The sequence below is a fragment of the Porphyromonas canoris genome, from assembly GCF_000765975.1.
Classification (GTDB): Bacteria; Bacteroidota; Bacteroidia; order Bacteroidales; family Porphyromonadaceae; genus Porphyromonas_A; species Porphyromonas_A canoris.
In genome coordinates this window covers 311,329-337,738 of the sequence record NZ_JQZX01000009.1, presented here as the reverse complement: position 1 = coordinate 337,738, position 26,410 = coordinate 311,329, and the positions used below count along the sequence as shown (strand labels likewise).

Below are 26,410 nucleotides of genomic sequence, written 5' to 3'. Positions count from 1 at the left end.
TTAACCCATTCATAAAATGTTGTTATCACGCTAAAAAAGGGAGATAAAGCTTAACAATTCTGCAAATCAAGGTTCGGTTTGCAACCATCGCAGCTTGATTGCCGAAAATCAAAGCATGATTTGAGGGATTCGCACCTTGATTTCAGATTCTATAAAGGTTCATGCAAAGAAGTAAACGTGTACAACAAATAAAATAGATATGGCTACGACAAGAAAGATAAGAGTTGGAAAAAATCAAGGGAGGTAAAATTCAGAAAAAGAATTTACCTCCCTTTTTATTTATGATTAGACAGATCTTTCTACCCTAAAGTTTTACTCGTCTCAAACGCAGACTATTGGCAACGACAATAATCGAACTCATAGCCATGGCTCCGGCAGACCAGAGAGGAGAGATATAGAGTTTCGGATAGAAAACACCCGCAGCCATCGGAATGGCAACAAGGTTGTAGAGAAATGCCCAAGCGAAGTTTTCATATATGATTCTCTTCGTCCTCTTGGAAAGATTGATGAATGTAGATATCGGTGTAAGAGTAGTACCTATGACCGTAAGATCGGAAACCTCTTTGGCAATATCACTTCCGGTGGCCATGGCTATGCTGATATCCGCAACAGCCATAGAGGGAGAGTCGTTGACACCATCGCCAATCATCGCCACCTTTTTACCTTTTCCTTTTAAGGCTCGAAGATATTCCGCCTTGTCCTCCGGTGTTAAACCTCCTTTATATTTATCTATCCCCAGCTTAAGCGCAAGTGCTTTTACAGCTTCTTCTCTGTCTCCGGAAAGAAGATGAGGCGTGATGTTACCGGACTTCAAATCCTGTATAAATGACGTTGCGGTAGATTTCAAACAGTCTTCAATAGCCCATACAGCCGTAAGATAGCCGTTTCGGGAAAGATAGATAAAGGTGGCATTGGGATGCGAAAGCAGAAAACCCGAAAGGACGGACTTCTCCGATGGATTCTTTGTAGGAGCATCGGCATACTCCGCACTGCCGATCTTGTATCTTATTCCTTGTACATCTTCAAACTCAAGTCCCTTGCCGATCTTTTCTTCAAAGCCGGTAAGAGAGACCTCTTTTCTCTCTGTGAGTCCTACGGAGAGCCGTTCTATAATGGCTTCTGCCAGTGGATGAGTGCTTCTCCGTTCGGCTTCTATCACCACTCTCTTTATTGCTTCTTTTTCTCCCCACCACAGAGAAGCCACGACCTGAGGACGTCCCAAGGTCAGTGTGCCCGTCTTATCCAACACAACATCAGTAACTCCGGACATATTTTCCAATGCGACCACGTTTGAGATTAGCAAGTGTTCTTTGGCAGCTCTTCCCACTGCAACTGTAATCGCCGTAGGTGTTGCCAATCCCATTGCACAAGGGCAAGCAATGGCAAGTATCGAAACTGCAAAAAAGAGTCCTAAGGATACAGAGCCGGGGATAGAGGATACACTCCATAGCACAAAGGTGAGTAGAGCCAAAATAAGAATTACAGGAACAAAATAAGAAGCGACCTTATCTGCAATGCGTTGAATAGGTGCCTGCATGCCTTGAACCCTTTTAACCGCCTCCAATATCTTGCCGAAAAGAGTCTCTTTCCCTACTACTTCTGCCCGATACTCCAGTAATCCGGATGTGGAAACCGTTGCTGCAAACAGAGCATCACCGGCATCCTTCAGCTTTGGAATGGGTTCGCCCGTTATGGTGCTCTCATCCACTGTGGCAGTTCCTTCCATGACAACACCATCGACAGCCACATATTCTCCTTGTCTAAGACGTAGAATATCTCCTACCATCACTTCGGAAATTGGAACAGAAACAAACTCTCCATTCCTTTTTACAGAAGCATGCTGCGGCACTCTGCCCATGAGCTCTCCATAAGCCACGGTAGTCTGCTGCTTTGCTCTCTCTTCCAATCTTTTTCCAACGAGTACAAAAGCCACAATCATACCCACGGCATCAAAATAGTGCATCGTATCATGAGAGGCCTCTCCCCGTAAGTGAGAAGAGAGTATGATATATATGCTAAAGAAGTATGCCACGGAGATGCTCAGACTTATGAGCGTATCCATATTGGTCGTCTTTAACTTGAGCATCTTTAAGGCTCGTTGATGATATGGCAATGCGCAGTAGGCAAACGAAACAGATGCAAAGAGAAGAGCTGCTATATCTTCTACCACTTTTGGAAGAGGGTGCCAGTGAAAACCATGCATCAGATGAATCCCCATAAGTAATACTGCCATAACAATGGCGGTAATCATTCTGATCAGAATACTTTTATCTTCAAGAAGCTCTTCTTGAGGCTGACCATCCCATGTTACATTATAACCTGCCTCGTGGAGTACACTCTTTACGGTATCTGCCTGCTCATGTTTGGCAACGGAAATCTCTATGGTTTTATGAAGCAGAGAGATGTTTACCTCCTCTACTCCCTCTATTTCCTGTGCTGTTTTTGTAGCAAAGGCTACACAGCCTGCGCAGTGTAGCCCTTCTATATGACCTTTGTGAATTTTATTTTGTTTCCGACTCATATCAATATCTTTTACAATTCTTCATATTCGGCGTACTCAGCATTTTTTTTGTCCATACCGGCACTTCGAATCACAGAAACAGAGTCTTTCGGCTTCTGTGTCTCTGTGTTCTGCTGCCTTCGTCCTCTTTTTTGAGACTCTCCTGCTTGAGAATATCTGGAGGCTTGCTCTGCAAATCGTTTTGCCAGACGGCTGATAAAAAATCCCTGTATAGATCCATATTTCTTTTCTATGATATATCTTACAAGGTAGTACAAGCATAGTGCTATGAATATGCCTAATATTATCTCCATAATCTTTGTCTTATTCGTATATGTGTTTACATAGTGCCAACGAAAGAAGAATGTACAAGAATATTGCCAGAGAGAATCCAAGCATACCAAATACAGAAATCAGAGCGACAGATATGACAAGTAAGGCATAAATCCAGACATTTCTTTTCTTTAGAGACAGCATCGGTATCTCAGAAACCAAAAGGTAGCTGAACAATACTGCTATACCAATGACCAAATATGGCATATAACCTAATGTAAGCCACTGGCTGTTATTCTTCAAAAACATAACCATACCAATCCAAAACATCGCATTGGCAGGGGTAGGAAGTCCAATAAAAGTAGAAGTCTGGCGAGGATCGTTATTGAACTTTGCCAGTCTGTAAACAGAAGCGACAACAAGTACCATAACCGACAATGCTGTCCACCCTACATACGGTTGTAATACCATGAATAGCATAAAGGCAGGAGCTATTCCGAAAGAGAGAAGATCGGCAAGAGAGTCGAGATCTTTTCCAATAGGAGAAAAGGCCTTTAGCATCCTGGCAGCGAAGCCATCCAGAAAATCCAATACGGCTGCAATGGCAATGAGTCCGACAGCACAATGGAAAAGTTCTGCAGCAGCCATAGCCACCGCCATCGCTCCACATAGAGCATTACAGAGTGTAAGCAGATTCGGAATGTGTTTCTTCATGGGTTCTTCAATTGAATATTAAGACAACTCTGCCAAAAGAGTCTGATTACCTGTGACGACTTGTCCTATTTCTACTTTTACGGTACTATCCAACGGGATATAAACATCTACACGAGAGCCAAACTTAATAAAGCCCATGTGTTCGTCTATATAGCACTCCTCTCCCTCTTTGGCGTAGGTTATGATTCTCTTGGCTACCGCCCCTGCAATCTGCCGAGCAAGAATCATCCGTCCGCATTCAGTCTCTATCACTACCGTAGAACGCTCATTCTCAACACTGCTCTTAGGGAGATAAGCAGCCATAAATCTACCTTGATGATGACGGACCAATCTGACAAAACCATCGACCGGATACCAGTTGGCATGAACGTTAAATACAGACATAAAAACCGATATCTGAATACAGTTGCACTTCAATACTTCAGGTTCATAAACTTCTTCCACAGCAACAATTTTACCATCAGCAGGCGCTACAATCTTTTTGGCTGTATCCTGACCATATTTTCTCAATGGAGAACGAAAAAAGTTGACCTCCAAGAGGAATAAAATAAGAGCTATGGGAGTAACAATATAGAATGCCAGCTTATTCTCCACAAAAGCATACAAATATGCCACAACAAAGAAAAATAGAACAAATGTGCCTGCGAGAAGACCAACTCCTTCTCTATGCAGTTTTATTTTTTTATTGCGTCTAAGCTTCATGATGATATATTACGTCTCTTAATCGTGGTACAGCAGGATTTTTCCTACTAAATACAAAGATACATTTTTTGAGAGAATTACGTGGCTGCCGAGATATTTAAGAAAAAAACAGATATATCTTTATCCTATCTTATTCCGGTCTGCACCTTGTTTCAAAACCTTCTTTTACAGAAAAAGTCATCCCGTAATAGACGACTTTTCTTCTTTTGAAGAGTAGAGCCTAACGCTTGAACTTTCGGGACACAAGCTGTACCACGTTATAGATCTCTCTGATGTCATTCATCTCTATCTTGATGTCTTCAAACATCGGATTGAGAGATGAGAGTACAAAGTATCCTTTATCTATGTTTTGTTCTTTAATAGATTTAAGTACCAATCCCTCTGAAACAGTTACAAAAAGAAAGTAGGGCCAATGATGCGTGTGCAGCTTCGATAGCCAATATTCCGGTTTGATGCTTCGGCAAAGTAAAATATCTTTATCGAGGATGGAGTTCATAGATCCATCCGTCATAGAGTCGCCCTTGACCTCAAATAAGAGATAATGCCCAAAATACTTCTGATCCGCCAATACAGGTTTATGCTCCAAACTTTCCAAAAAAACTTCGTCTTCATACGAATTGAGTTTTCCGGCATAGGCGTGAATAGGGACAAAAGGGACATACATCTGATGTACATTGTCATAGAAAGTGGCATTGCTCCTCAGGTATTCTCGTTTAGAGTCGTCGATGTTAGGGATAGCATCATTCCACTGAGCGTTATAGATAGGTCCGCTGCCATGCAGCAGCCATAGTCTGCTATAGTATGGATAAGCCTCCAGAAGCTTGTCGCAGGTCTTTTCGTGTGGGATACTCTGCCTTTTTGAGATACGATAAAGCGTTGTTTGAGAAATACCTGAAAGTTTTTGAGCTAATGTTTGATAATTCTCCCCTTCCTGCTTCATAATGTAGGTAAAACGCTCACTACGTGTGGCTCCTTCCTTAGAAGATTTTGCGGTGTAAGGCTGTGGCGTTTGTGCCAAAAGCATCTCTCCCACTCCTTCCATAACCCATGCCTTAGAGAATGTACCTGGAAAAACGCTCAAAAAAGAGTCTATAAACTTTTCACTAAGAAAGCGAGAAGAGTCGTGAAAAGCTGAGCGCACACTTCCCGGAGGCAGAGAAAGCCTGTCTGCCAACTCCTTGAGGCTGGGAACCTTGCCCTCTTCTTTAAGGTATGTAAGGCAGGTCCGCATACGCTCTTTTCGTTGTAGGATATGTTCGGGAATAGAATTAAGCACTTTTTGTTCCACTATTTTAAAAATTTTTTCTCTGCTCTATTGAGCAAGACAAATATAGCTATTTATTCTATAAAGTATTATCAATCAAAGCTATTACATTCTTTTAGGTCTTAATATCTAAACTAATAAGAGTACAAAGTATTACTAATGTAATAAAAATATATCCGTACTATGTATTGCATAATTCATTATGATATTATACCTTTGCATCAAATACCAAACATCATGATACAGATAAAAGATCTACACAAAACCTATCCGGGAGTTCAACCACTACATGTACTTAAAGGTGTCAGCCTTGAAGTGGAAAAAGGAGAGATGGTTGCCATAATGGGCGCGAGCGGTTCAGGCAAAAGTACATTGCTGAATATACTCGGTATCCTGGACACTTACGATGAGGGATATTACAGACTCAATGGGAAAATAATCCAAAACCTATCCGAAAAAGAGGCTGCTGCCATACGAGGAAAAGATATAGGATTTGTATTTCAGAGTTTTAACCTAATTCCGTTTAAGACTGCTGCGGAAAATGTTGCACTTCCTCTGTTTTATCAGGGAATCGGACGAAAAGAAAGGATGAAAAGAGCACACGAATACTTGGATAAAGTGGGCTTGCTGGACTGGAGTCATCACAAACCGAACGAAATGTCCGGAGGACAGAAGCAACGTGTTGCTATTGCAAGAGCTTTGATCTCCAAACCTTCTGTTATCTTGGCGGATGAACCGACAGGAGCACTCGATAGTACAACAACAACGGAGGTTATCAATCTTCTAAAAGAGATCAATACTTCCGAAAATATGACCATGATCATTGTAACGCACGAACGAAGCGTGGCAGAAGAAACCCAACGTACCATATATATACGTGACGGGCTTATCATCTAATCCTAAACAATACAAGATATGATCTCTTTTTTTCAAGAACTGTTTCACTCCCTTAAGAACAATAAGCTAAGAAGTGCTCTTACCGCATTCTCTATTGCTTGGGGAATCATCATATTGATTCTTCTTTTGGGGTCCGGAAAAGGAGTTGAAAATGGAATTCGCAAAACAGCGGGAGAGTTAGGACAGCTTGAAGCAAATGTTAAGGTCTACTTGTGGGACACAAGAGAACCTTATGCCGGTTACCAGGCAGGCAGATGGCTTTCTCTCAAACCGGCACAATTGGATCTCCTGAGAGAGATGAATAAAAATATTTTCTATGCCATAGAACCGGTGCAAGAAAACTTTACAAGAATAAGTACAACCTATGGTGTTTGCGATGCGAAAATAACAACTCTCTCAGTCGCAGAGCACGAAAAGAACTCCGAAACAATAGTAATGGGGCGAACGTTCACACCTCAAGAAATGAAAGAGGGGCATAAGGTGATTCTTTTATCCGAAAAAGATGTTCTTAAAATCTTTTCCAATAAAGAAGAGTGTCTAAACAGCTCTGTTCTTATAAATGGTATAATGTTTAAGGTTATCGGAGTAAGACAAGACATAGATGCATACAGCAGAGGAACTCATAAGATCCCTTTTGCTACTTATGCCAATACGTATCCGAACAATGTCCTCTCTTTCTCAACCCTTATGGCTTATCCACATCCTCACATATCATCAGAAAAGTTGGCAGATTACGAGGATGAGTTTCGATCTCAGATTTGTAGGATTGTGAAAGCATCCCCTGACGATTACGGAGCCATGTTTATAGACAATCCGTCTCAAAATGCCAAAACGATCCAGAAAATCTTTTCCGGCATTCAGATGTTGCTTTGGATTATAGGTATAGGTACGCTGACAATAGGGGTTGTAGGGGTATCAAATATTATGCAGGTAACTGTACAGGAACGCTTCAAAGAGATTGGAATTCGGAAAGCACTCGGAGCAAAACCCTATAATATACTGGCTCTTGTCTTGGGAGAGTCTATTATACTCTCTGTCTTTTCGGGGATGATCGGGCTCCTTGCAGGAGTTGGGTTATTAGACCTGATCGGAGATCTTTTTGAGCGAAATGGTTGGGGTAAACAAATCATTCCCAATGACAATAATGATATGGCAATGTACATATTTTCCGACCCTCAAGTGGATCTTCAAATAGCATTCGGAGCACTCATTGTTCTCATTATTGCCGGTATCGTAGCTGGGTATGCTCCTGCAAGAAAAGCGATCAAAATACCTGCTATTGTAGCAATGAGAGATATGAAATAGTGGTGTGAGATATAAAGATATACAGTTATGATACACTTTTTAGACAAAGAAAGACAGACCGAAATATGGTACACCATACGCACCAATAAGCGTAGAAGTGTTATGACTTCCATGGGAGTATTCTTCGGGATGTTCATCTTTACAGTCCTGCTAAGCATAGGTATAGGGATGGAAAATGGAATAAACAGACAGGTCGAATCTGTTTCGAGCAACCTTACAGCTTATATGCTCTCCACCACCACTCGCCCTTATCAGGGATATAAAAACAACAGAAGGCTGGAGACAACCTATGATGACTATCTGCAGATCAAGAAACAGAGCAGGACACTAAGCAACGTGGTCTGCTCCATGATCTGGGAAAATCAGAACGGAGGCTGGATGAGTACGATAAACTCTACTCAAAAGAAAGGCAGAGGCTATATGATGGGTGTCTCAACAGGATACTTGGAACAAAACCGCCCGGCATTGGTTGCCGGCAGGCTTCTGTCGGATAAAGACATAATGGATAAAAAGAATGTCTGCGTCATTGGAATGAATGTCCTAAAATCTCTGTTTGACTCTCCGGAAGAAGCTTTAGGCAAACACATTTTTGTTGCAGGGATGTCTTTCAGAGTTATCGGAGTAACGGGAGAAGCGAACATGCAGGTTTTCGGCCCTAATTCGGCATACTCTGCTTATATTCCCCTTCCATTCGTGGCAAATGATAACCCCGAAGCAAATGTTCTTTTATTGGGAACGCCCAAACAGGATATTTCGGAAGAGGAGGTAAAAGAGGAGCTTTTCTCTTATTTCTCAAGAAAGTATCACATCCATCCGGAAGATAAAGACGTGCTTATCTCTGCCGGTATGCGAATCATCTTTGGCCTCTTCGGCATGATTACGGGAGGGATAAAGATCTTAGTCTGGCTTATCGGGATGGGAACTCTTATTACCGGTATCATCAGTGTTTCCAACATTCTTTTGGTAACGGTAAGAGAAAGACAGAGAGAGATCGGAGTGCGCCGAGCTTTGGGAGCCAAGCCGAGAGATATATTCGAGCAGTTTATCTTGGAATCTGTTTTTATCATCTCTCTTGCAGGCTTTACCGGCTTATTCCTTGGTCTGCTTGTAGCTCTCGGCATCGGAAGTGTGGTAGAAAATATAAACGGTATCAGAGAGTTTATCGTCTCGCCCTATCCTCCGCTTCACATTCTGATCATTTCAATACTTATTGTTTTGATCTCCGGTATTCTTGCCGGTCTTCTTCCGGTTTACAAAGCCCTTGAGGTGAAAGCCATAGACGCAATAAGAGATGAATAAAACAACACACATACTATTATAATCCGAATACATTAAACACAAAAACATAAACCATCATGAGCAAGAAAAAAAGAGTATTAAAAGTGATACTGGGCGTTGTGATTGCCTTAGTAGTCATCTCTGTTGTAGGAAGCATTATCTCCAAAACCGGAAACAAGACCGTTGCCTACGAAACCTTAAACCCAACCACAAATGACACTGTGGAGCTGAACACTATCCTAACGGGAAGTATCGAGCCGCGAGATCTTGTCCTCATCAAGCCTCAGATGACCGGTATCGTTGCCGAACTTTTGAAGCAACCCGGAGAGATGGTGCAAGCCGGCGAACTTGTAGCCCGTATAGCGATGGTTCCGGATATTGCCACCGTACAAAATGCACAAGCCAGAGTCGAGACAGCGCTTATACAGTTGAATCAGGTAAGAGAAGTTTACGAGAGAGACAAGTCCCTTTACGAGCAAAAAGTACTTGCCACAGAACGATTCCAAGAGAGCAAAGCTGCTTTTGATCGTGCAACCATCGACTACAACTCTGCCAAAGAGACTCTCGAACTGGTAAGCAAAGGATCCAGTGCATCCACCAAAAGCTCCAACAACACCCTTGTACGCGCCACCGTTTCGGGTCTTATCTTGGAACAACCCGTAAAGGTCGGTCAGAGCGTCATACAGTCCAACAACTTCAACGAAGGTACCACCATCGTAAGCATTGCAGACCTCAAAGATCTTCTCTTCATAGGTAATGTGAACGAAAGCGATGTGGCAAAGATCAAGGTGGGCGCCGATGTTACCATCAGAATAGGAGCAATGCCTAAGAAGACATTCCCTGCGATAGTAGAGTATGTATCTCCCAAAGGTGTGCAGACATCCGGCTCTGTAATGTTTGAAGTAAAAGCTGCTCTGGACAAAACAGACCTGACAGGCATACGTGCCGGTTTCAGCAGCAATGCCGAAATCATTTTGGACAGGAAGGAAAACGTGATGACCATCCCGGAAAAATGCGTTTACTACGAAGGCGACAAAAGCTTTGTCTACGTCTCCAAAGGGGGTAGCAAAGAAGAAGACTTTGAAAAGAAAGAAGTTCAGCTCGGAATATCGGACGGACTCAAAGTGGAAGTCCTTTCCGGTCTGACCGAAAATGAGATCATAAGAGGCAATAAGAAATAAAGATTTTAAGCAAAAGTCATGAAACCGACATACCTTTTCAGAGAGACCAACGCTCCTTTTTCCAAAAAACCTCGCCCCCTTTTCAAGAGCTCTTTATTGCTTTCCTCAAAAAGCTTTAGAGCTTTCTCCAAAAAGCTTTATTGCTTTCTTCAAAAACCTTTAGTGCTTTTTCAAGAAACCTTTAGTGCTTTTTCAAGAAACCTTTATTGCTTTTTTAAGAGACCTTTATACCTGCCATTTTTCTCCCTTATTTTGGCTCTGTTTTTACCCCTGAATCGGGCAGAGGCTCAGGAGAAAAAGCTGTCGGAATGTATCGAATATGCCAAGCAGCACAGCCCGATGTTGATAAACCTTCAAAACAGGATAGATGCCATCGAGATCGAACTCAAAGACTCCAAGATGGCTTTTACTCCTAATCTTGGTGGGTCTGTGGGAGAATCCCTCTCCTTCGGACGCTCTCAAGATAAATCGGGAGTGTTCAGAGATGTCAGCTCCGGTAACACGTCATTCTCCATAGGAGCCGGTCTGTCGCTGTTTGAAGGTGGAGCCAAATGGTATCACTACAAGAAAAGCAAGCTCGCACACGAGCAGACACCATTCATCATACGAGAAGCAGAAGACAGAGTCGTCCTAAAAATAGTGGAAGGCTACATCAACCTGCTTCTTGCCAAAGAGATCGTACAGGTTGCGGAAGAACGCCTTGCACTGACAATGAAAAACCTAAACGAAACAGAAGCTCGCGTTAAGGCAGGAAAGCTCCCGGAATCCAAGCTGATGGAACTCCAAACCCAAGCAGGATCGGACAAGTTGAGCGTAGCAGAAACCAAAGCCGATGCAGAAAGGGCTAAAGCCAACCTTCTCTTCGATATGGGAGCAGGCAAAGATCCCAACATCGACATCGCGACCACTTCTGCCGAAGAAATCCTCGGACGTCTTCTCCTGAGCGATGCAGAGACAAAAAACTTCAACTGGGTCTCCCCCACCATCGCTCTAGCACAAGGAGAAGTAGACAAAGCCGAATATGACATCAAACGCGCAAAAGCCGCTCTTTGGCCCTCACTCTCCATGAATGCCGGATACAGCAACGGATACTACTTCTCTCTCGATAAGAATCTCAAAGGAGTGAACATCCCGTTTGCAGATCAGATGAAAAGCAACGGACGTACATACATAGGACTGTCTCTAAACATCCCGATATTCTCGAAAGGACAGATCAGAAGCGGTATCAAGCGTGCAACTCTGCAAAAACGGCAGATGGAGAACGACCTGAAAATAAAGCAGGCAGAAGAAGAGCAAAACATATCTCTGGCAAAAATAGACCTGAACAAATCCATCGAACAGCACAAGCAAGCCAAATCCAACGAAGAATATGCCGAAGAGAGTCTTCGCCTTGCAGGATTGGAGTTTGATGCGGGGAGGATTAGCAGCTACGAATGGGAGATCGTCAAGAATAAATATGCCGAAGCAAAAGCCACGCATATCCGAGCTATCTACAACCGCTTGATGCGTACCATCACCCTTAAATACTTCAATACGGGAGTGATAGATCTTTCTCTTGCAGAATAAAAATTAAAAACGTACCTTTGTGCCTGATTTCCTCCGAGTTACGCGTAGCTCACGGGAGGAAGCCGTACAAATCAATTATTCACATTCTTAATTTTCAAAATTAATGGCAACTAAGATTAGATTGCAAAGACACGGTCGCAAGGGTTATCCCTTCTACAGAATCGTGGTGGCAGATAGCAGAGCACCGCGTGACGGTAAATTCATTGAGCGTTTGGGTACTTACAACCCAAATACCAATCCTGCTACAGTGGATTTGAACTTTGAAAGAGCATTGTATTGGCTGAACGTAGGCGCACAACCTACAGACACTACAAGAAACATCCTCTCAAGAGAAGGTGTTCTGCTCATGAAGCACCTCCTTGGTGGTGTTAAGAAAGAGAAGTTTACTCTCGAAGAAGCACAAAGACGTTTTGACGCTTGGAAAGAAGCAAAGGTAAAAGGCTTCCAAGCAGAGCGACAAAAGCTTGTGGAAGCAAAGAACGCTGAAGCAAAGCAACGTCTTGAAGCAGAAAAAGAAGTAAACAAGGCTAAAGCCGAAGCTCTAAGAGAGAAGAAGGCTGCAGAAGAAAAGGCTAAACAAGAAGCAGCAAAAGCTGCTGCTGAAGAAGCCGCAGCTGAAGCAGAAGGCACAGCAGAAGAAGTGGCTGCTGCTGAAGAAGAAGCTCCTGCAGAAGCTTAATCTCAGAGTTTATCTCTCAACACTCGAAGCTATTTAGAGAATAGAAGCTATTCTAAATAAATAGAGCCACAAAGAGGCTGTATCAAATGCAAGTTTGATGCAGCCTCTTTTTTTATTCTAAAAAGATTAGGTACTTTCCCCGAAACCTTTAGTGCTTTTCCTCAAAACCTTTAGTGCTTTTCCTCAAAACCTTTAGTGCTTTTTCCAGAAACCTTTAGTGCTTTCGGGAAGAAAAACAAATCATTTTTTCTTGGATCGACACTTTTAATTTTGTATTCTTGTGGAGATTATACTCTTCAAGAAGAACATATCACCTTGAATGCCAATGAAAATATTCGACATATTTAGTAGGACCACTAAAAGAGAATTCCTTCCAATTGCCTTTTATTCAGAATATAAGATAATGGGAAAATCAGCTAACCCTAAGGATTTCCCAAAAGAGTTTTTCGATAACATTATCTTAATGACCAAGCGTCTTCATAAAATGGGCATATATACGGAAGAAGAAATAGTCTGTTTTTCTATTCCCAAGATGCTTGAGATGTTAGAACTAAAAGGAATACTTTCCGGAGTTTCACTATCTACGCTTGATACAGCACAGGTTCTCTTTGGAGAAAACTATGCAGGATGGCGGTATAAAAATGAAGAAGAGAGCCCCTCTTCCCTTTATCTTACGCCGCTGCAGTTAGCTTTTTATCACAGTAAGAAGCCTGACAATTATTTTCTCTCTTTGACGAAAGAAGGGCTTGACTTAAGACAGAATAAAGTTTCCGTCACCAACAGACATGACGTAGCCAATAACCTCCGTAAGACCAAAGGTATAAAGCTGGGAATAAAAGGTATGGCGGAGCTGAGAGCAGCATATCATCTTTTATTCACTCATCTTAAATATCAGATGCTTCTGAAGATGAGAAAGCTCGGTTACCTGTCATTTATGGAGAATATCACGGCTCATTTTTGTCCGACAGAAGATAAAGAGGGGTTCATATCCTATGCGAAGCAATATTTTGCTTTGAACACAGAAAAAAGAGAAGAATATCCTTTGGCGCATGATGCACTCTCTTTTCAAGATTTTTTCTACACGCTTTTGGTGAGACAATCTCTCGGAATAACACTAAGAAAGCATTCGTTTGCCGGTATTATCGAATGGTTGGAGAAAAGAACAAATATGGTTTTTAACACTCAAAAGGTGTGCTCAGACCATTTTGACTTGCTAAACCATGCTTCAGACATTCTTAAGCAGAAAGGGTATTACCTGTGGCTCCTGATCAAAGATAACCTTTTGGAAGAAACCATGATTTTACTTACCCAAGAAAAACATCTCTCCAAAATTGAGACGGGCTTAGGTTTTGAATTAGTGCCGTTTAGTGCGGATTTGATAGGTCGTTATGAAGAAGATATTCGTCATGAAAGGAAGGTTCGAGAAGTTGCAAAAGAGTTTTACAATGCTATCGGCGTCTACGATATTGACAATATGATGATGAACATCATAGGAACAAAAGTCTTAGATTGGCAGCTTTTCAAGAACGATCATTTGATGTTTTTCGACAATGATAATGATATTGGTATCGAATATCTGTTAGATGCACTGCTGTCAAAACACGGATTATCCTATATAGTAGAAGAAAAATCCAAAGAGGGGTTTACTTTAGATGAAATATTCTTCCAGGATCATGAAGATGTCAATCCGTATGACAGGGTTATTCTCTATGCCGGTCCTATCAGAAAAAAGGGCTACTTGCTGTTTTCTTTAGAGACCGGCTGTGATATGTATCATTTTGGTATCATAGAAGATACACCGGAAGCAAAAAGAAGGCTTATCAACTCCCTGAACAAAGTTATGGGATGCGATGAGCTTGAAAACTATGTCATATTCGATACAGAAGAGAAAAGGCTGTTCATCAATCTTCTTAACGACATAAAGTGGACATTGGGCGACAAAAATCTATTCACGGAGAGAGAGGTAAGAGAGACGTTTTACAAAGAAAATTCCGACGTCATGACTCCCCAACAGGCGGATCAGTATCTATCAAGGATTTCATTAGTAAAACCTGAAATAGCTATATGTGTCGAAGATCCGGACGGTAAAGAAGTTGACATTATAATAAAAGCAGAGAATGGAGTCCATTTTACAAACTCAAACCTGCTGTTACAACTACACCAAAAGATCTTCAACAACAAAGATTTTAGAGACCTTTTCATGGAGAGCAAAACGGTTACTTTTGGGCTAAGGTTAAGTATAAATAGAGAAAAATATTATTTGTATTACGACTGCTCTATATAGTTCATAATGCCGTAAAGGGGAAACAGATAAGAGGCTTTAAGACCTTAATGTACTCACAACACATAAAGAGCCGGCAAGATACTTGAGAGCAAAAACAGATACTTCACCAACTTCCGCTATCTCGATAAGATGCTATACATAAAACCATGGCGATAAGAGAAAAACTGAACATCGTTTTCAAACCCTTCTTAACAACCCTCTTCGGGCTAATGATCGGCTACTCACTCATACATTGGGTACTGTTTATCAAGCTCGGAATCTTTCAGCTGAATGAGAACATCACAGAAACACTTCTGCCTATTATACTTGCCGGAATAGTAACAAGACTCTTCATCCATAACAAAGTCAAAGCATTGCGCTTACGAGTGCCTTTCATCTATTCCCTCATTGCATGGATCAGTCTGACAATTCCTACCATAATCGCACAGAAATATATGGTTACAGCTACCGGTAAGCTGACCACACTACCCTCCGTCGAAGAAATTCATGCGCATGAATCTACCAAATACTACAACATCGACTCATATCATATCAATACAAAAGCCAAATACTATCACGCCACGTATGACATAAGCGGGAGAAACTCGGAACATTTCAATATGTATCTGTATGTTCTCATGCCCATATACAAAACCTCGACAGATGTTTCTTCTCATACTCCTTCCGCATGGCTGGGTATCTCTTATAGAGATCGTGTTTCCAACAGAATGAGCCATGAAAGAAAGGAAGAGGCATTCAATCAATTCATCAGACAGAACCGGATTCAAGTAGAACAAAAGGATTTTTTCTCATTCCCCTGCTTTGAACGAATTGGTAAAACATCCGAAGATTTCAAGAACTTCCAAAATCTTCTCAACCGGAATGATCTTGGCATATCTGACGCTGTGATATTGGTGGGCATGAGTGAACCATACGAACATAGAAACGGGGATAACCTGAAACGTCTGCTGACGGCTGTTCTCATCGTAACGCTGTTATGGCTCCTGATGTCCATCATACCCAAAGTAAATGACAAGGAGTTAAAGAGAATCAAAGCCGGGAAACCGGATAAGATGGAACAGATAATATGGAAAGAAAACCTCCTCTCCGCAATACCTCACAAAGGCTTCTTTATTACGCCTATTCTTATCTACATCAACATTGCGGTATTCCTGTTGATGATGTTTTTCGGAGCAGGATTTTTCTCCTTTCAGGCAGATGATCTGATAAATTGGGGTGCTTGCTATGGTCCTATGGTGCGTGATGGACAGTGGTGGCGACTGCTTACAAGCATTTTCCTGCACAGTGGTATAACACACCTGATAGCCAATACAGTCTGTCTTGCCATCATTGGTATAGACATTGAAAATAGAATAACGCGTTCTCAATATCTGTTTATCTATCTGCTTTCGGGGCTTATTGGGAGCATAACAAGTGTACTGTGGCACACTCCTCCGGTCGTGGGTATTGGAGCTTCCGGTGCCATATTCGGTCTGTATGGAGCGTTTATCACACTGATACTGACCAAAACTTTTTCATCAACTTCTGCAAAATCTCTGTTGATAGAGTCCGCTATCTTCGTTGGTGCAAACCTGTTGGTGGGAATAACTCCCGGTATAGATAATGCGGCGCATATAGGAGGATTATTGGGCGGAGTGGCATTGAGTCTGATCTTATCTCCATTCATTAAAAACCGGAAACAAGGCAGAAAACTTGATCTATAAACTTTTTAGAACAATGTTTCGGGAGAAGAAAAGTCGATTTAAGGTATTGAGAAAAAAGATTTAACATGATCAAAAAACGAGGCAACCATGATAAAAAATTAAAAGCAGGCTTGAAATCTTAAGAACCAAGCCTTGATGACAAAAAAACAAGGCTTGATTGATACCAATCAAGCCTTGCTCCGTAATATATCAGGGCTTTACGCCAACTTATTAACCTGTTAGAAAAAACTTGTAAAGCTATTCTGGAAGATTTCTTATCACATATCTTTGGGTATCCCTTCTCGATCTCTTTAGCCGATTAATATCTTAGGCTCCGGCGTAAATAAGATAGAGCGTATAAGCCACATATATAAGGAACAGGACTGCTCCTTGCCAACGCTTGATCTCTCCCGGAAACAAGAACTTTGCAAAAATCCAGACAGCTGCCATAGAAAGGATTTGCATCCAAACATCTATGTTGGTGAAAGAGAGCCCCGACATCGGTTTGATAACAGCCGAAGTACCTAAAACAATGAAGATATTAAAGATATTGCTTCCGACTACATTCCCTACTGCAATCTCAGGTTTACCTTTCATTGAAGCTACAATAGAAGTAGCCAATTCGGGCAAGGATGTTCCGGCTGCAACCAAAGTAAGTCCGATGACTGCTTCACTCACACCCAAGCTCTTGGCTATGAATGTAGAAGCCTCTACAAACAAATGCCCACCATATATCAGAGCAGCCAGTCCTCCTACGATATATACTATACTTTTCCAAATAGGCATGATTGCAATAGACTCCGCAGAGGGGATATCTTCTTTTATTCCTTCTTTCAGCTTGCTCTTTCTGTACTGCCGGGAGAGCCATACAGTATATATAACAAACGCCAAACCCATGATAAGCAGCAACAACCCTTCTATTCGAGTAACATCCTCGACAGCACCGGGAGCCCAAGGTGCCCAAACTATTAAGGCTAACAACACAGCAGCAAAGAGAGCAAAAGGCATCTCCTTATTACGTGTTGTCTTACCAATAGCTACGGGAGTAATAATAGCTGTTAGCCCCAGTATAACCAGAATATTGAAGATATTACTTCCCATTACATTTCCAAGAGCAATATCGTTACTTCCTTTCAGAGCAGAGATAATACTTACACTCAGCTCCGGAGCCGATGTGCCGAATGCAACAACGGTAAGCCCTATCACCAGATCGGAGATATTAAACCGTTTAGAAACAGCAGAAGCCCCTTCTGTGAGCCCATTTGCCCCGACAACTACGAGAACAATTCCGGCTATCAATAAAAGTATTTGCAGTATCATTAATCTATCTCACCTATTTATTGTAGAAGACTCTTACGATTGTGGCAAAAAGAATTTCCTCCTCTATAACGCTGTTCGAGTACATCTTGGAGCTTTTCGCGTAAAGGCTCTAAATCTATATACTCCAACACATCTGCCATAAAAGCTATGGTCAAAAGCATCTTTGCCTCCCAATAAGGGATACCACGCTGACGCATGTAGAAAACAGCACCATCGTCTATCTGTCCGACAGTCATACCATGAGAACACTTAACATCATCCGCATAGATCTCTAACTGTGGTTTGGAGTACATGGTGGCTTTACCTGAAAGATTCAATCCCCTATTGTTTTGGTAAGCTTGCGTTTTTTGTGCATCCTTTGCCACGTAAATTCTTCCCGTAAAACTACCTACGGCGGTATCATCCATAGTGTACTTGAACAGCTGATCACTATGGCAGTGAGGGACTGAGTGATTGACCCAAACATAGTTGTCCGCTCTCTTGCTACCATCCAATACGACAAGACCTGCAGCGGTAAAGCTGGAGTGTTCTCCCTCTATGTAACCATAGATATTATTACGTGTCTTGCCATTGGTCAATGTCAGAGGACAAACCTTTGCCGTGGCATTTGCAGCAAGATGGTAGTGCGCATTGGATATACGAATATGATCCTCATGTGTCTCCTCCATATCGTATAGAGTGAAAGAGGCAGAGTTTCCAACATAAACCTCCAACAAGGTATTATTGACAGAAGAAGAGTCCGCAACGGAATGATCACAAATAAGAAGAGAGGCTTTTGCTTTATCTTCTACGATCACCAACACTCTGGAAGAAATCAGTGCATTTTTATATCCACCGCTAAGCATGATAAGCTGAATGGTCTGCTCCAGCTCTACATTCTTAGGAATGTGAACAACAAATACGTCTTTTGCAAACAGAGTATTAAGAGCTGCCAATGTATTGCGCTCCATATCCGCTATCTTTCCGTAGTATTTCTGCAATATATCCGGATGTTTCTCAGCAAATTCGACTATGCTTCCTATAAAAACACCTTTCTTCAGGGCTTCGGTATAGCTTCCATCGGGTGTTGCTCTATCTTCTTGAGGAATGGAGTACACTTCATCATCGTGCATGTAGAAGCGTAGAGGGGCTATCTCTCCCATGCTGCAACGGCAAGAGCAGTATGGGTTTGCTTTATTTTTCAGTGTGGAAAGCTTTATGCCCCAATCTTTTTCTAAAATAGCTTGAACATCGAATCTTTTGTAGTCTTCACTCAAACTCTTGGGGAGACCATACTGTTCGAGAATATTCAATGCCTCTTCTCTCCTCAAATTCATCACTCCCGGAGAGTTGGAGTTGCATAAATCCTTATATTTCCGATAGAAGTCTATGTATTGCGCGACATATCTATCTTCCATCGGAGTAGTTGTATTACTGATTCTTGTCATGGTATCTTGCATAAATTAAACTGAGACAGTATCATTCGGTCTCTTCACCGGTTCTTAGCCAATCGTAACCCTGCTCCTCCAATTTGAGAGCAAGCTCCGGGCCACCGGACATTACAATACGTCCTTTCAATAATACATGCACAAAATCAGGTTTGATATAATCCAAAAGTCTCTGATAGTGGGTTATCACAAGTGTGGCATTCTCTTTTGTCTTTAGAGCATTCACACCATTTGAAACAATCCGAAGAGCATCAATATCCAATCCGGAGTCTGTTTCGTCCAAGATAGCCAGCTTCGGTTCTAACATTGCCATCTGAAAGATCTCGTTGCGCTTCTTTTCTCCTCCGGAGAAACCTACGTTTACAGGACGATTGGCAAGATTGGAATCCAACTCTACCAATGCTCTCTTTTCTCTCATTAACTTGAGAAATTCTGTCGCCGACAGGGGTTGTTTTTTCTGACTTTTACGAAGTTCATTGAGAGATGCCCTCATAAAATTAACCATGCTCACACCGGGAATTTCTACCGGATACTGAAAACTCAAAAATATTCCCAAATGAGCGCGTTCTTCCGGCTCTAACTCCAATAAGTTTTGTCCTTCAAAGAAAACTTCCCCTTCGGTAACTTCAAAAAGAGGATTCCCTACAAGGACTGAAGAGAGAGTACTTTTTCCAGATCCATTAGGTCCCATTATTGCATGGACTTCTCCGGGATTTATGTTTAGGTTAATACCTTTGAGTATATGTTTTCCCTCCACTGAGGCATGAAGATTTCTAATACTTAACATTGTTTTTGATGTATATTTTGATTGTATATATTACAGAAATAATTGTTATGATACCGATAGCATCATCCGACAGAACCTTCCAAAGAGATGGACAACAGCTTTTGAGCTTCAACAGCAAACTCCATCGGTAGTTTGTTCATCACCTCCTTGGCATAGCCATTAACGATCAAAGCTACAGCCTCTTCAGTGTTGATCCCTCTTTGATTGCAGTAGAAAATCTGATCTTCACTAATCTTAGAGGTAGTTGCTTCATGCTCTATGATAGCTGTATCACTCTGAATATCTGCGTATGGATACGTATGAGCACCACATTTATCACCAAGCAGCAAACTGTCGCATTGGGAATAATTTCTTGAGTTATCCGCATCCGGAGCCACTTTTACAAGTCCCCTGTAACTATTTTGGCTATATCCGGCAGAAATTCCTTTGGAAACAATACGGCTTTTGGTATTCTTGCCCAAGTGAATCATTTTAGTTCCGGTATCTGCCATCTGGTAATTATTGGTAACCGCAACAGAGTAAAACTCTCCCACAGATTCGTCTCCTTTAAGGATACAGCTTGGGTACTTCCATGTTATAGCAGAGCCGGTCTCAACCTGTGTCCATGAAATTTTGGATCTGAACCCTCTGCAAATTCCTCTTTTCGTTACAAAGTTGTATATTCCACCTTTTCCGTTTTTATCTCCCGGATACCAGTTTTGAACAGTAGAGTATTTAACCTCTGCTCTATCTTCGGCTATGATTTCTACAATTGCGGCATGAAGCTGGTTGGTATCTCTTATGGGAGCTGTACATCCCTCCAAATAAGAGACATAAGAGTCTTCATCTGCGACGATAAGAGTTCTTTCAAACTGTCCGGTATTGACAGAATTTATACGGAAATAAGTACTTAGCTCCATCGGACATCTGACTCCTTTCGGGATATAAACAAAAGAGCCGTCACTGAAAACTGCAGAGTTAAGAGCCGCAAAGAAGTTGTCTCTAAAACCTACAACCTTGCCCATATATTTTTTTACAAGATCCGGATACTCCTGAACAGCTTCTGAAAACGAGCAGAATATAATCCCTTTCTCCGCCAAAGTCTCCTTAAAGGTGGTTTTTACGGAAACGCTATCCATAACGGCGTCTACTGCCATTCCTGTAAGAGCTTCTCTTTCGTGCAATGGAATACCTAACTTATCGAAAGCTTCCACTAACTCCGGCAAAATTTCACCGTCTTCCGTAAGGTTGGGATTCTTTGTCTTAGGTGCTGCGTAATAAATAATATCTTGATAGTCTATCGTTGGAACATTCAAATGAGCCCATGTAGGCATCTCCATCTTCGTCCATGCCTCGTAAGCTTTTAGGCGATATTCGAGCAACCAATCCGGTTCGTTCTTTTTCTTTGATATCAGACGGATAATATCCTCATTGAGTCCTTTAGGAATAGTCTCTGTCTCTATATCTGTAACAAAACCATACTTATATTCCGAAGAGGTTACATCGGAAATAATTTTATCTGAGTCTTGTATTTCTTCCATGAAGTCTAAAAGTGTAATAAAGTTTTTGGTGTTTTTATTTATGGTATGTGTTGATGATGTTATGAGGTAAGTCTAAAGACTGAAAACTCACGTATAAGATCATATAATAATGTCTTTTGTTCGGGATTATAGAGATCGGGGAAACCGAATTTTGACCTCCCCATTTCATACAATCCAATAAGAAATGAGAGTATCAAACCTGTAGCGACAATAGAAAACAGGCCACCCAAGAATTTGTTTATAAATCCCAAAGGAGTTGAGTTTACAGTAGAAGATAAAATCTTACTGAGCATTGAGAAAAGAAGCAGAACAATAGAGGATGTTACTATCCAAGCGACAATCCACATAGCTATAAAGGCTCCTCCCTCCGGCTTTATAGGAATAAAGTTTATCAATACCGGTGCTAAACTTATACCTAAAATCATAGCAGCCAATAACCCTAAAACTGAGAAAGCTTGCAGGATGAAACCATCCCGCAAGCCTTTTATAAAAGCAATAATTAGAATTATTAGTAAAGCTATGTCTATACCTTGCATATCCACAAAGCGCTATACTTAATCTTGTTCAAGGAGAGCTATTAGAGTTTTTTCTTTACCTCTACAACCTCATAGGCTTCTATGATATCGCCGACAAGAAGATCATTATAGCCGTCAAGATTCAGACCGCATTCATATCCATATCCGACCTCTTTCACATCATCCTTAAATCTCTTAAGAGATGCAAGCTCTCCGGAATATAGTACGATTCCATCTCGTATCAGACGCACCTTATTATGTCTGTTTATCTTACCATCCTTGACTATACAGCCTGCAATAGTACCCACCTTGCTTATGCGGAATGTTTCTCTTACTTCCAAATTGGCTGTTACATTCTCTTCATATTCAGGTTCAAGCATACCTTCCATAGCTGCTTTCACGTCATCCAGTGCATTATAGATAACAGAGTAAGTACGTATCTCTACTCCTTCACTCTCCGCTAAGCGTTTGGCTGAAGCCGAAGGACGTACTTGGAAACCAATGATAAGACCTTCCGAAGTAGCGGCCAGCATAACGTCAGAATCCGAAATCTGTCCGACAGCCTTATGGATTACTCTGATACGGATGGTATCCGTAGAAAGCTTTTCAATAGATCCGGAAAGAGCCTCGACAGAACCGTCAACATCTCCCTTAACAATAACGTTAAGTTCTTGAACGTTACCATCTTTGATTCTTGCTCCCAAGTCTTGCAGAGTCGGAACTTTATGCATTCTTTCTCTCTGTTCTCTCTGAAGCTGCGTACGTTTAGCCGCAATCTCTCGTGCCTCATGCTCTGATGGCATAACGTTTAGAGCGTCCCCCGCTTGAGCAGCTCCATTAAGTCCTAAAACTTTTACAGGAGTCGAAGGACCTACGTTATCGACATTTTGTCCACGTTCATTGAACAAAGCTTTTACCCTACCGTAGTGCATACCGGAAAGGATATAGTCTCCCACTCTCAAAGTTCCCTCTTGCACAAGAACCTTTGTAGTATAACCGCGACCATGTTCCAATGTAGATTCGATAACGGAGCCGGCAGCTCTCTTATTCGGATTTGCCTTAAGATCCAAAAGTTCTGCCTCCAAGAGAACTTTTTCCAAGAGTTCATCTATCCCGATATTTCCTTTCGCCGAAATATTTTGAGACTGATACTTTCCTCCCCAATCCTCTACAAGGTAGTTTAGATTTGCAAGTTCTTCTTTTATTTTATCCGGATTTGCAGAAGGCTTATCTATTTTATTTATTGCAAAAATAATAGGAACACCTGCCATGGACGCGTGATTTATAGCTTCTATAGTCTGAGGCATAACACCATCATCGGCAGCAACCACAATTATCACAATATCCGTAACCTTAGCTCCTCGTGCACGCATCGCGGTAAAAGCCTCGTGACCCGGAGTATCCAAGAAGGTAATTCTTCTTCCATCGCTTAGCTTTACACTGTATGCACCCACGTGCTGAGTGATACCACCGGCTTCTCCGGCTATAACGTTAGTCTTCCTGATATTATCGAGCAAGGATGTTTTACCATGGTCTACGTGTCCCATAACGGTAACAATAGGAGCTCTGGGAACCAAGTCTTCTTCTCTTTCTTCTTCATCCGAAGAGATAGCATCTATTACCTCTGCTTCGACATACTCCGGAGTATATCCATACTCTTCGAGTACGAGATCTATTGTTTCTTTCTCTAATCGTTGATTGATGGAAACAATAATTCCAATATTAAAGCAGAGCATGATAATCTCATTCACCGGAACCTCTATCATCGAAGAAAGATCGTTAGGAGTAACATACTCCGTCAAGCGTAAGACTTTGCTTTCTGCATTTTCTCTTTCCATCTCATCCGCTTCACGGCGATGAGCTTCTCTTTTATCTTTTCTATACTTAGCAGCAGTAGCACCTTTTCTCTTTTGATTCTGCATTTGTTGCAGTGTCTCTTTGATCTGCTTTTGTATCTCTTCTTGAGAAACTTCTGCTTTGGCTACTACGGCTGCACGCTTGGCTTTCCGACCAAGTTTACCGTTATTATTGGAAGATGCCTGGTCTGTTCGTCCTTTCTGATTTTGACCACCATTATTGGCAGAAGCATTTTTCTTCTGATTGCCCTTTGTCTCTTTCGACTGATTCTCAGGAGAAGTTATATCTACTTTCTGTTTGCCGATTCTTTTGCGTTTTTTCTTCTCTACATTGGCATCGGCTTCCGCCCCGTCCTTACCTTTCTTCTTTTTTCTCTGTCCGGCACTTGAGTATCCTTCTATTGTAGAAAGGTCTATCTTTCCTAAGATCTTCACTCCCGGCATTTGAGACTCCGTAGTGGAAGAGACAGATGTCTCCTCTTTCTTTTCTGTACTTACAGCCGATGAAGACGTTGGTGCCACCTCTTGGTTAGGCTTTTCTTTCTTCTCGACAGAAGGTTTTTCAGAAACCTCTTTCTTATTTGGGGTATCCACCGGCCTTTTCTCTTCCACCTTTTGCGGCTTTTCAGAAACTACCTTCTTATCTTCTGTCTTCTTCTCCGGAACTGTCTTCTCAGGCAACGGATTCTCCTTAATCGTAACCGGCGTAGCTTGTACTTCCTGTTTTTTTTCTACCACGGGGGCTTGCTCTTCCTTATTCTTTTGGGGTTCAACCTTATCCACAACAAGTTTGCTTTCCGCTTCCTTTTGTGATCTTCCCTTTGAAGGGTGTCCTTCAGACAAGTCTATTGAACCTTTAGAAACAATCTTAGGTTTAAGATCTTCCGGGACAGAAGCCTTTATTACCTCCTCTTTCTTTGGCAAAGACTCCTTAGAAGCGACAGTTTCGTGCTCCTTCTTCTCTTCTGCAGAAGTAGTTGCGCCTTCACTTCTATTTGATTTTGGGGATGTATACTTTCTTATCAGATCGTCTTTTTCTTCTTGTGAAAGAGATTTTCCCAGCTCTTTTACACAAGCCACCCCGTCTTCCGGAGAGACACGTGTATTGGGACCGAAATCTTCCACAACACCTTTCTTTTGCAGGAATTCAACTACCGTGTTAACTCCGACCTTTATGTCTCGACTAATATTTATAATCTTTATACTTGGCATATCTCTGATACTCTCTTTTATTTCATTAAATACATCCCCATCTTATCCTTACAGATGCTTTACAGGAAAGAAATCCAAAACATCTTGTGAGCTAAATAAGCTTACAGGTCTTTACTCTCATCAGAAGTTTGGACCTCGGCTTCGCGCTTATCTTCTTCTGTTGATGGCTGTACCGTATCTTGCTCAAATTCCGATCGAAGCACTTCCAACACGAAGTCTATTGTATCTTCCTCAAGATCTGTTACACGGATAAGCTCTTCCCTGCTCTTGTTAAGGACAGACTTTGCAGTATCGCATCCGACACTTTTAAGAAGATCTATCACCCATGGTTCTATTTCGTCATCAAACTCTTCAAGGTAAATATCTTCTTCATCAATGCTGTCGGCATCATCCCTGAAGATATCTATTTCGTGTCCTAAAAGTTGAGAAGCAAGCTTTATGTTTGCTCCACCTCTACCTATCGCCAAAGAGATTTGATCTTGCTTCAAATAAACCTCTATATGACCATTCTCCTCATTGACATGATAGGAAGCTATCTTTGCCGGACTCAAAGCACGTTGTATGAACAATCCAAGGTTGGAAGTATATTGTATCACGTCTATACTTTCATTCTGAAGCTCTCTCACAATACCATGAATACGGCTTCCTTTGACACCAACGCAAGCACCCACGGGGTCTATTCTGTCATCAAAAGACTCCACGGCGATCTTCGCTCTCTCTCCCGGTATTCTGGCTACACGACGAATAGTGATAAGCTCATCGGCGATTTCAGGCACTTCCAGTTCAAAAAGGGCTTTTAGGAAATCGTTGGATGTTCTGGAAAGTATAATCTTGGGGTTATTATTGTTGTTTTCAACCCTCTCTATAATAGCTCTTACACTATCTCCCTTTTTGATACGATCTCTGGGGATAAGGTATTGTTTGGGAAGAATAAGTTCGTTGCCATCGTAGTCCAACAGCAGCACCTCTTTCTTCCACACTTGATACACCTCAGCAGTGATGATCTGACCTACTCTCTTGATATAATCTCCATAGAGAGCATCTTTCTGAAGCTCTAATATCTTCGAAGTTAATGTCTGGCGAAGATTCAATATGGCACGGCGTCCAAAGTCTTCAAAGTAAACCTGATCTGTAAGCTCTTCGCCCAACTCTGTATCCGGATCCAGCTCCAACGCTTCGGATAATTCTACTTGGGTCATGGCATTGGTAGCTTGGCCGTCTTCGACAACCTCCCTGTTTCTCCAAATTTCCAAGTCTCCCTTCTCCGGGTTGATAATAACGTCAAAGTTACTATCAGAGCCAAACATCTTAGCTATAACGTTACGAAACGACTCTTCCAAAACCTTCACCAAGGTTTCACGGTCGATATTTTTCAGACTCTTAAACTCCGAGAAAGAGTCTATCATGCTCATCGTCTCTTTTTTCTTAGCCATACTTCTTGTCTGCTA

20 protein-coding genes are annotated in these 26,410 nt (G+C 41.7%); 8 read left to right on the top strand and 12 right to left on the bottom strand.

Annotated elements, in window-relative coordinates:
* Positions 1-304 precede the first annotated feature (304 nt).
* From HQ29_RS06285 to HQ29_RS06265, 5 genes are all read right to left on the bottom strand, one after another.
* Positions 305-2,521 carry a heavy metal translocating P-type ATPase gene (locus HQ29_RS06285; protein WP_052089903.1) on the bottom strand — a complete coding sequence of 739 codons (2,217 nt, stop codon included), beginning with the start codon at positions 2,519-2,521 and terminating at the stop codon, positions 305-307.
* An 11-nt stretch (positions 2,522-2,532) separates the two neighbouring features.
* On the bottom strand, positions 2,533-2,814 hold the full coding sequence (locus HQ29_RS06280) for a hypothetical protein (protein ID WP_036845076.1): 282 nt from the start codon (positions 2,812-2,814) through the stop codon (positions 2,533-2,535).
* A gap of 10 nt (positions 2,815-2,824) precedes the next feature.
* Entirely contained in the window at positions 2,825-3,487 is a 663-nt protein-coding gene (gene pssA / locus HQ29_RS06275) for a CDP-diacylglycerol--serine O-phosphatidyltransferase (RefSeq protein WP_036788966.1), read from the bottom strand.
* Positions 3,488-3,505: 18 nt separating this feature from the next.
* On the bottom strand, positions 3,506-4,192 hold the full coding sequence (locus HQ29_RS06270; RefSeq protein ID WP_036868340.1) for a phosphatidylserine decarboxylase family protein: 687 nt from the start codon (positions 4,190-4,192) through the stop codon (positions 3,506-3,508).
* Positions 4,193-4,409: 217 nt separating this feature from the next.
* Positions 4,410-5,465, bottom strand: a complete 1,056-nt coding sequence (locus tag HQ29_RS06265; protein ID WP_152565493.1) for a S24 family peptidase — start codon at positions 5,463-5,465, stop codon at positions 4,410-4,412.
* Between the two features lie 225 nt (positions 5,466-5,690).
* On the opposite strand from HQ29_RS06265, the gene HQ29_RS06260 reads away from it, so the two are divergent.
* The 8 genes from HQ29_RS06260 to HQ29_RS06225 all read left to right on the top strand — a co-directional run bounded on the left by HQ29_RS06260 (position 5,691) and on the right by HQ29_RS06225 (position 16,346).
* Positions 5,691-6,350, top strand: a complete 660-nt coding sequence (locus HQ29_RS06260; protein WP_036868338.1) for an ABC transporter ATP-binding protein — start codon at positions 5,691-5,693, stop codon at positions 6,348-6,350.
* Between the two features lie 18 nt (positions 6,351-6,368).
* The gene (locus HQ29_RS06255; RefSeq protein ID WP_036868336.1) at positions 6,369-7,655 is read left to right on the top strand and encodes an ABC transporter permease; all 1,287 of its coding nucleotides are present in this window, start codon (positions 6,369-6,371) and stop codon (positions 7,653-7,655) included.
* A gap of 27 nt (positions 7,656-7,682) precedes the next feature.
* Complete coding sequence (locus HQ29_RS06250) at positions 7,683-8,954, top strand: ABC transporter permease (RefSeq protein WP_052089900.1); 1,272 nt, start codon at positions 7,683-7,685, stop codon at positions 8,952-8,954.
* A gap of 56 nt (positions 8,955-9,010) precedes the next feature.
* On the top strand, positions 9,011-10,114 hold the full coding sequence (locus tag HQ29_RS06245) for an efflux RND transporter periplasmic adaptor subunit (RefSeq protein ID WP_036868334.1): 1,104 nt from the start codon (positions 9,011-9,013) through the stop codon (positions 10,112-10,114).
* A 252-nt stretch (positions 10,115-10,366) separates the two neighbouring features.
* Positions 10,367-11,680: a TolC family protein gene (locus HQ29_RS06240; RefSeq protein ID WP_161781562.1), complete on the top strand. Its 1,314-nt coding sequence runs from the start codon at positions 10,367-10,369 to the stop codon at positions 11,678-11,680.
* Positions 11,681-11,783: 103 nt separating this feature from the next.
* Positions 11,784-12,359, top strand: a complete 576-nt coding sequence (locus HQ29_RS06235; protein WP_036845060.1) for a 30S ribosomal protein S16 — start codon at positions 11,784-11,786, stop codon at positions 12,357-12,359.
* Between the two features lie 403 nt (positions 12,360-12,762).
* Positions 12,763-14,643: a hypothetical protein gene (locus HQ29_RS06230; protein ID WP_152566499.1), complete on the top strand. Its 1,881-nt coding sequence runs from the start codon at positions 12,763-12,765 to the stop codon at positions 14,641-14,643.
* Positions 14,644-14,789: 146 nt separating this feature from the next.
* The gene (locus HQ29_RS06225; RefSeq protein ID WP_036868330.1) at positions 14,790-16,346 is read left to right on the top strand and encodes a rhomboid family intramembrane serine protease; all 1,557 of its coding nucleotides are present in this window, start codon (positions 14,790-14,792) and stop codon (positions 16,344-16,346) included.
* Between the two features lie 306 nt (positions 16,347-16,652).
* Here the strand turns inward: HQ29_RS06225 and HQ29_RS06220 are convergent, their stop codons facing one another.
* The 7 genes from HQ29_RS06220 to nusA form a co-directional block, all read right to left on the bottom strand.
* Positions 16,653-17,639, bottom strand: coding sequence for a calcium/sodium antiporter (locus tag HQ29_RS06220; protein WP_036868455.1), 987 nt, complete (start codon positions 17,637-17,639; stop codon positions 16,653-16,655).
* A gap of 23 nt (positions 17,640-17,662) precedes the next feature.
* A complete protein-coding gene (gene sufD / locus HQ29_RS06215) occupies positions 17,663-19,072 on the bottom strand; it encodes a Fe-S cluster assembly protein SufD (RefSeq protein WP_160217630.1) in 1,410 nt (469 codons plus the stop codon).
* 31 nt (positions 19,073-19,103) lie between these two features.
* Positions 19,104-19,859 carry a Fe-S cluster assembly ATPase SufC gene (sufC, locus tag HQ29_RS06210; protein ID WP_036788947.1) on the bottom strand — a complete coding sequence of 252 codons (756 nt, stop codon included), beginning with the start codon at positions 19,857-19,859 and terminating at the stop codon, positions 19,104-19,106.
* Between the two features lie 62 nt (positions 19,860-19,921).
* Complete coding sequence (sufB, locus tag HQ29_RS06205) at positions 19,922-21,379, bottom strand: Fe-S cluster assembly protein SufB (RefSeq protein ID WP_036788945.1); 1,458 nt, start codon at positions 21,377-21,379, stop codon at positions 19,922-19,924.
* A gap of 59 nt (positions 21,380-21,438) precedes the next feature.
* On the bottom strand, positions 21,439-21,915 hold the full coding sequence (locus HQ29_RS06200) for a CvpA family protein (RefSeq protein WP_036863636.1): 477 nt from the start codon (positions 21,913-21,915) through the stop codon (positions 21,439-21,441).
* Positions 21,916-21,956: 41 nt separating this feature from the next.
* Complete coding sequence (infB, locus tag HQ29_RS06195) at positions 21,957-24,962, bottom strand: translation initiation factor IF-2 (protein ID WP_036868328.1); 3,006 nt, start codon at positions 24,960-24,962, stop codon at positions 21,957-21,959.
* Between the two features lie 101 nt (positions 24,963-25,063).
* Positions 25,064-26,395, bottom strand: a complete 1,332-nt coding sequence (nusA, locus tag HQ29_RS06190; protein ID WP_036846248.1) for a transcription termination factor NusA — start codon at positions 26,393-26,395, stop codon at positions 25,064-25,066.
* Positions 26,396-26,410: the final 15 nt, after the last annotated feature.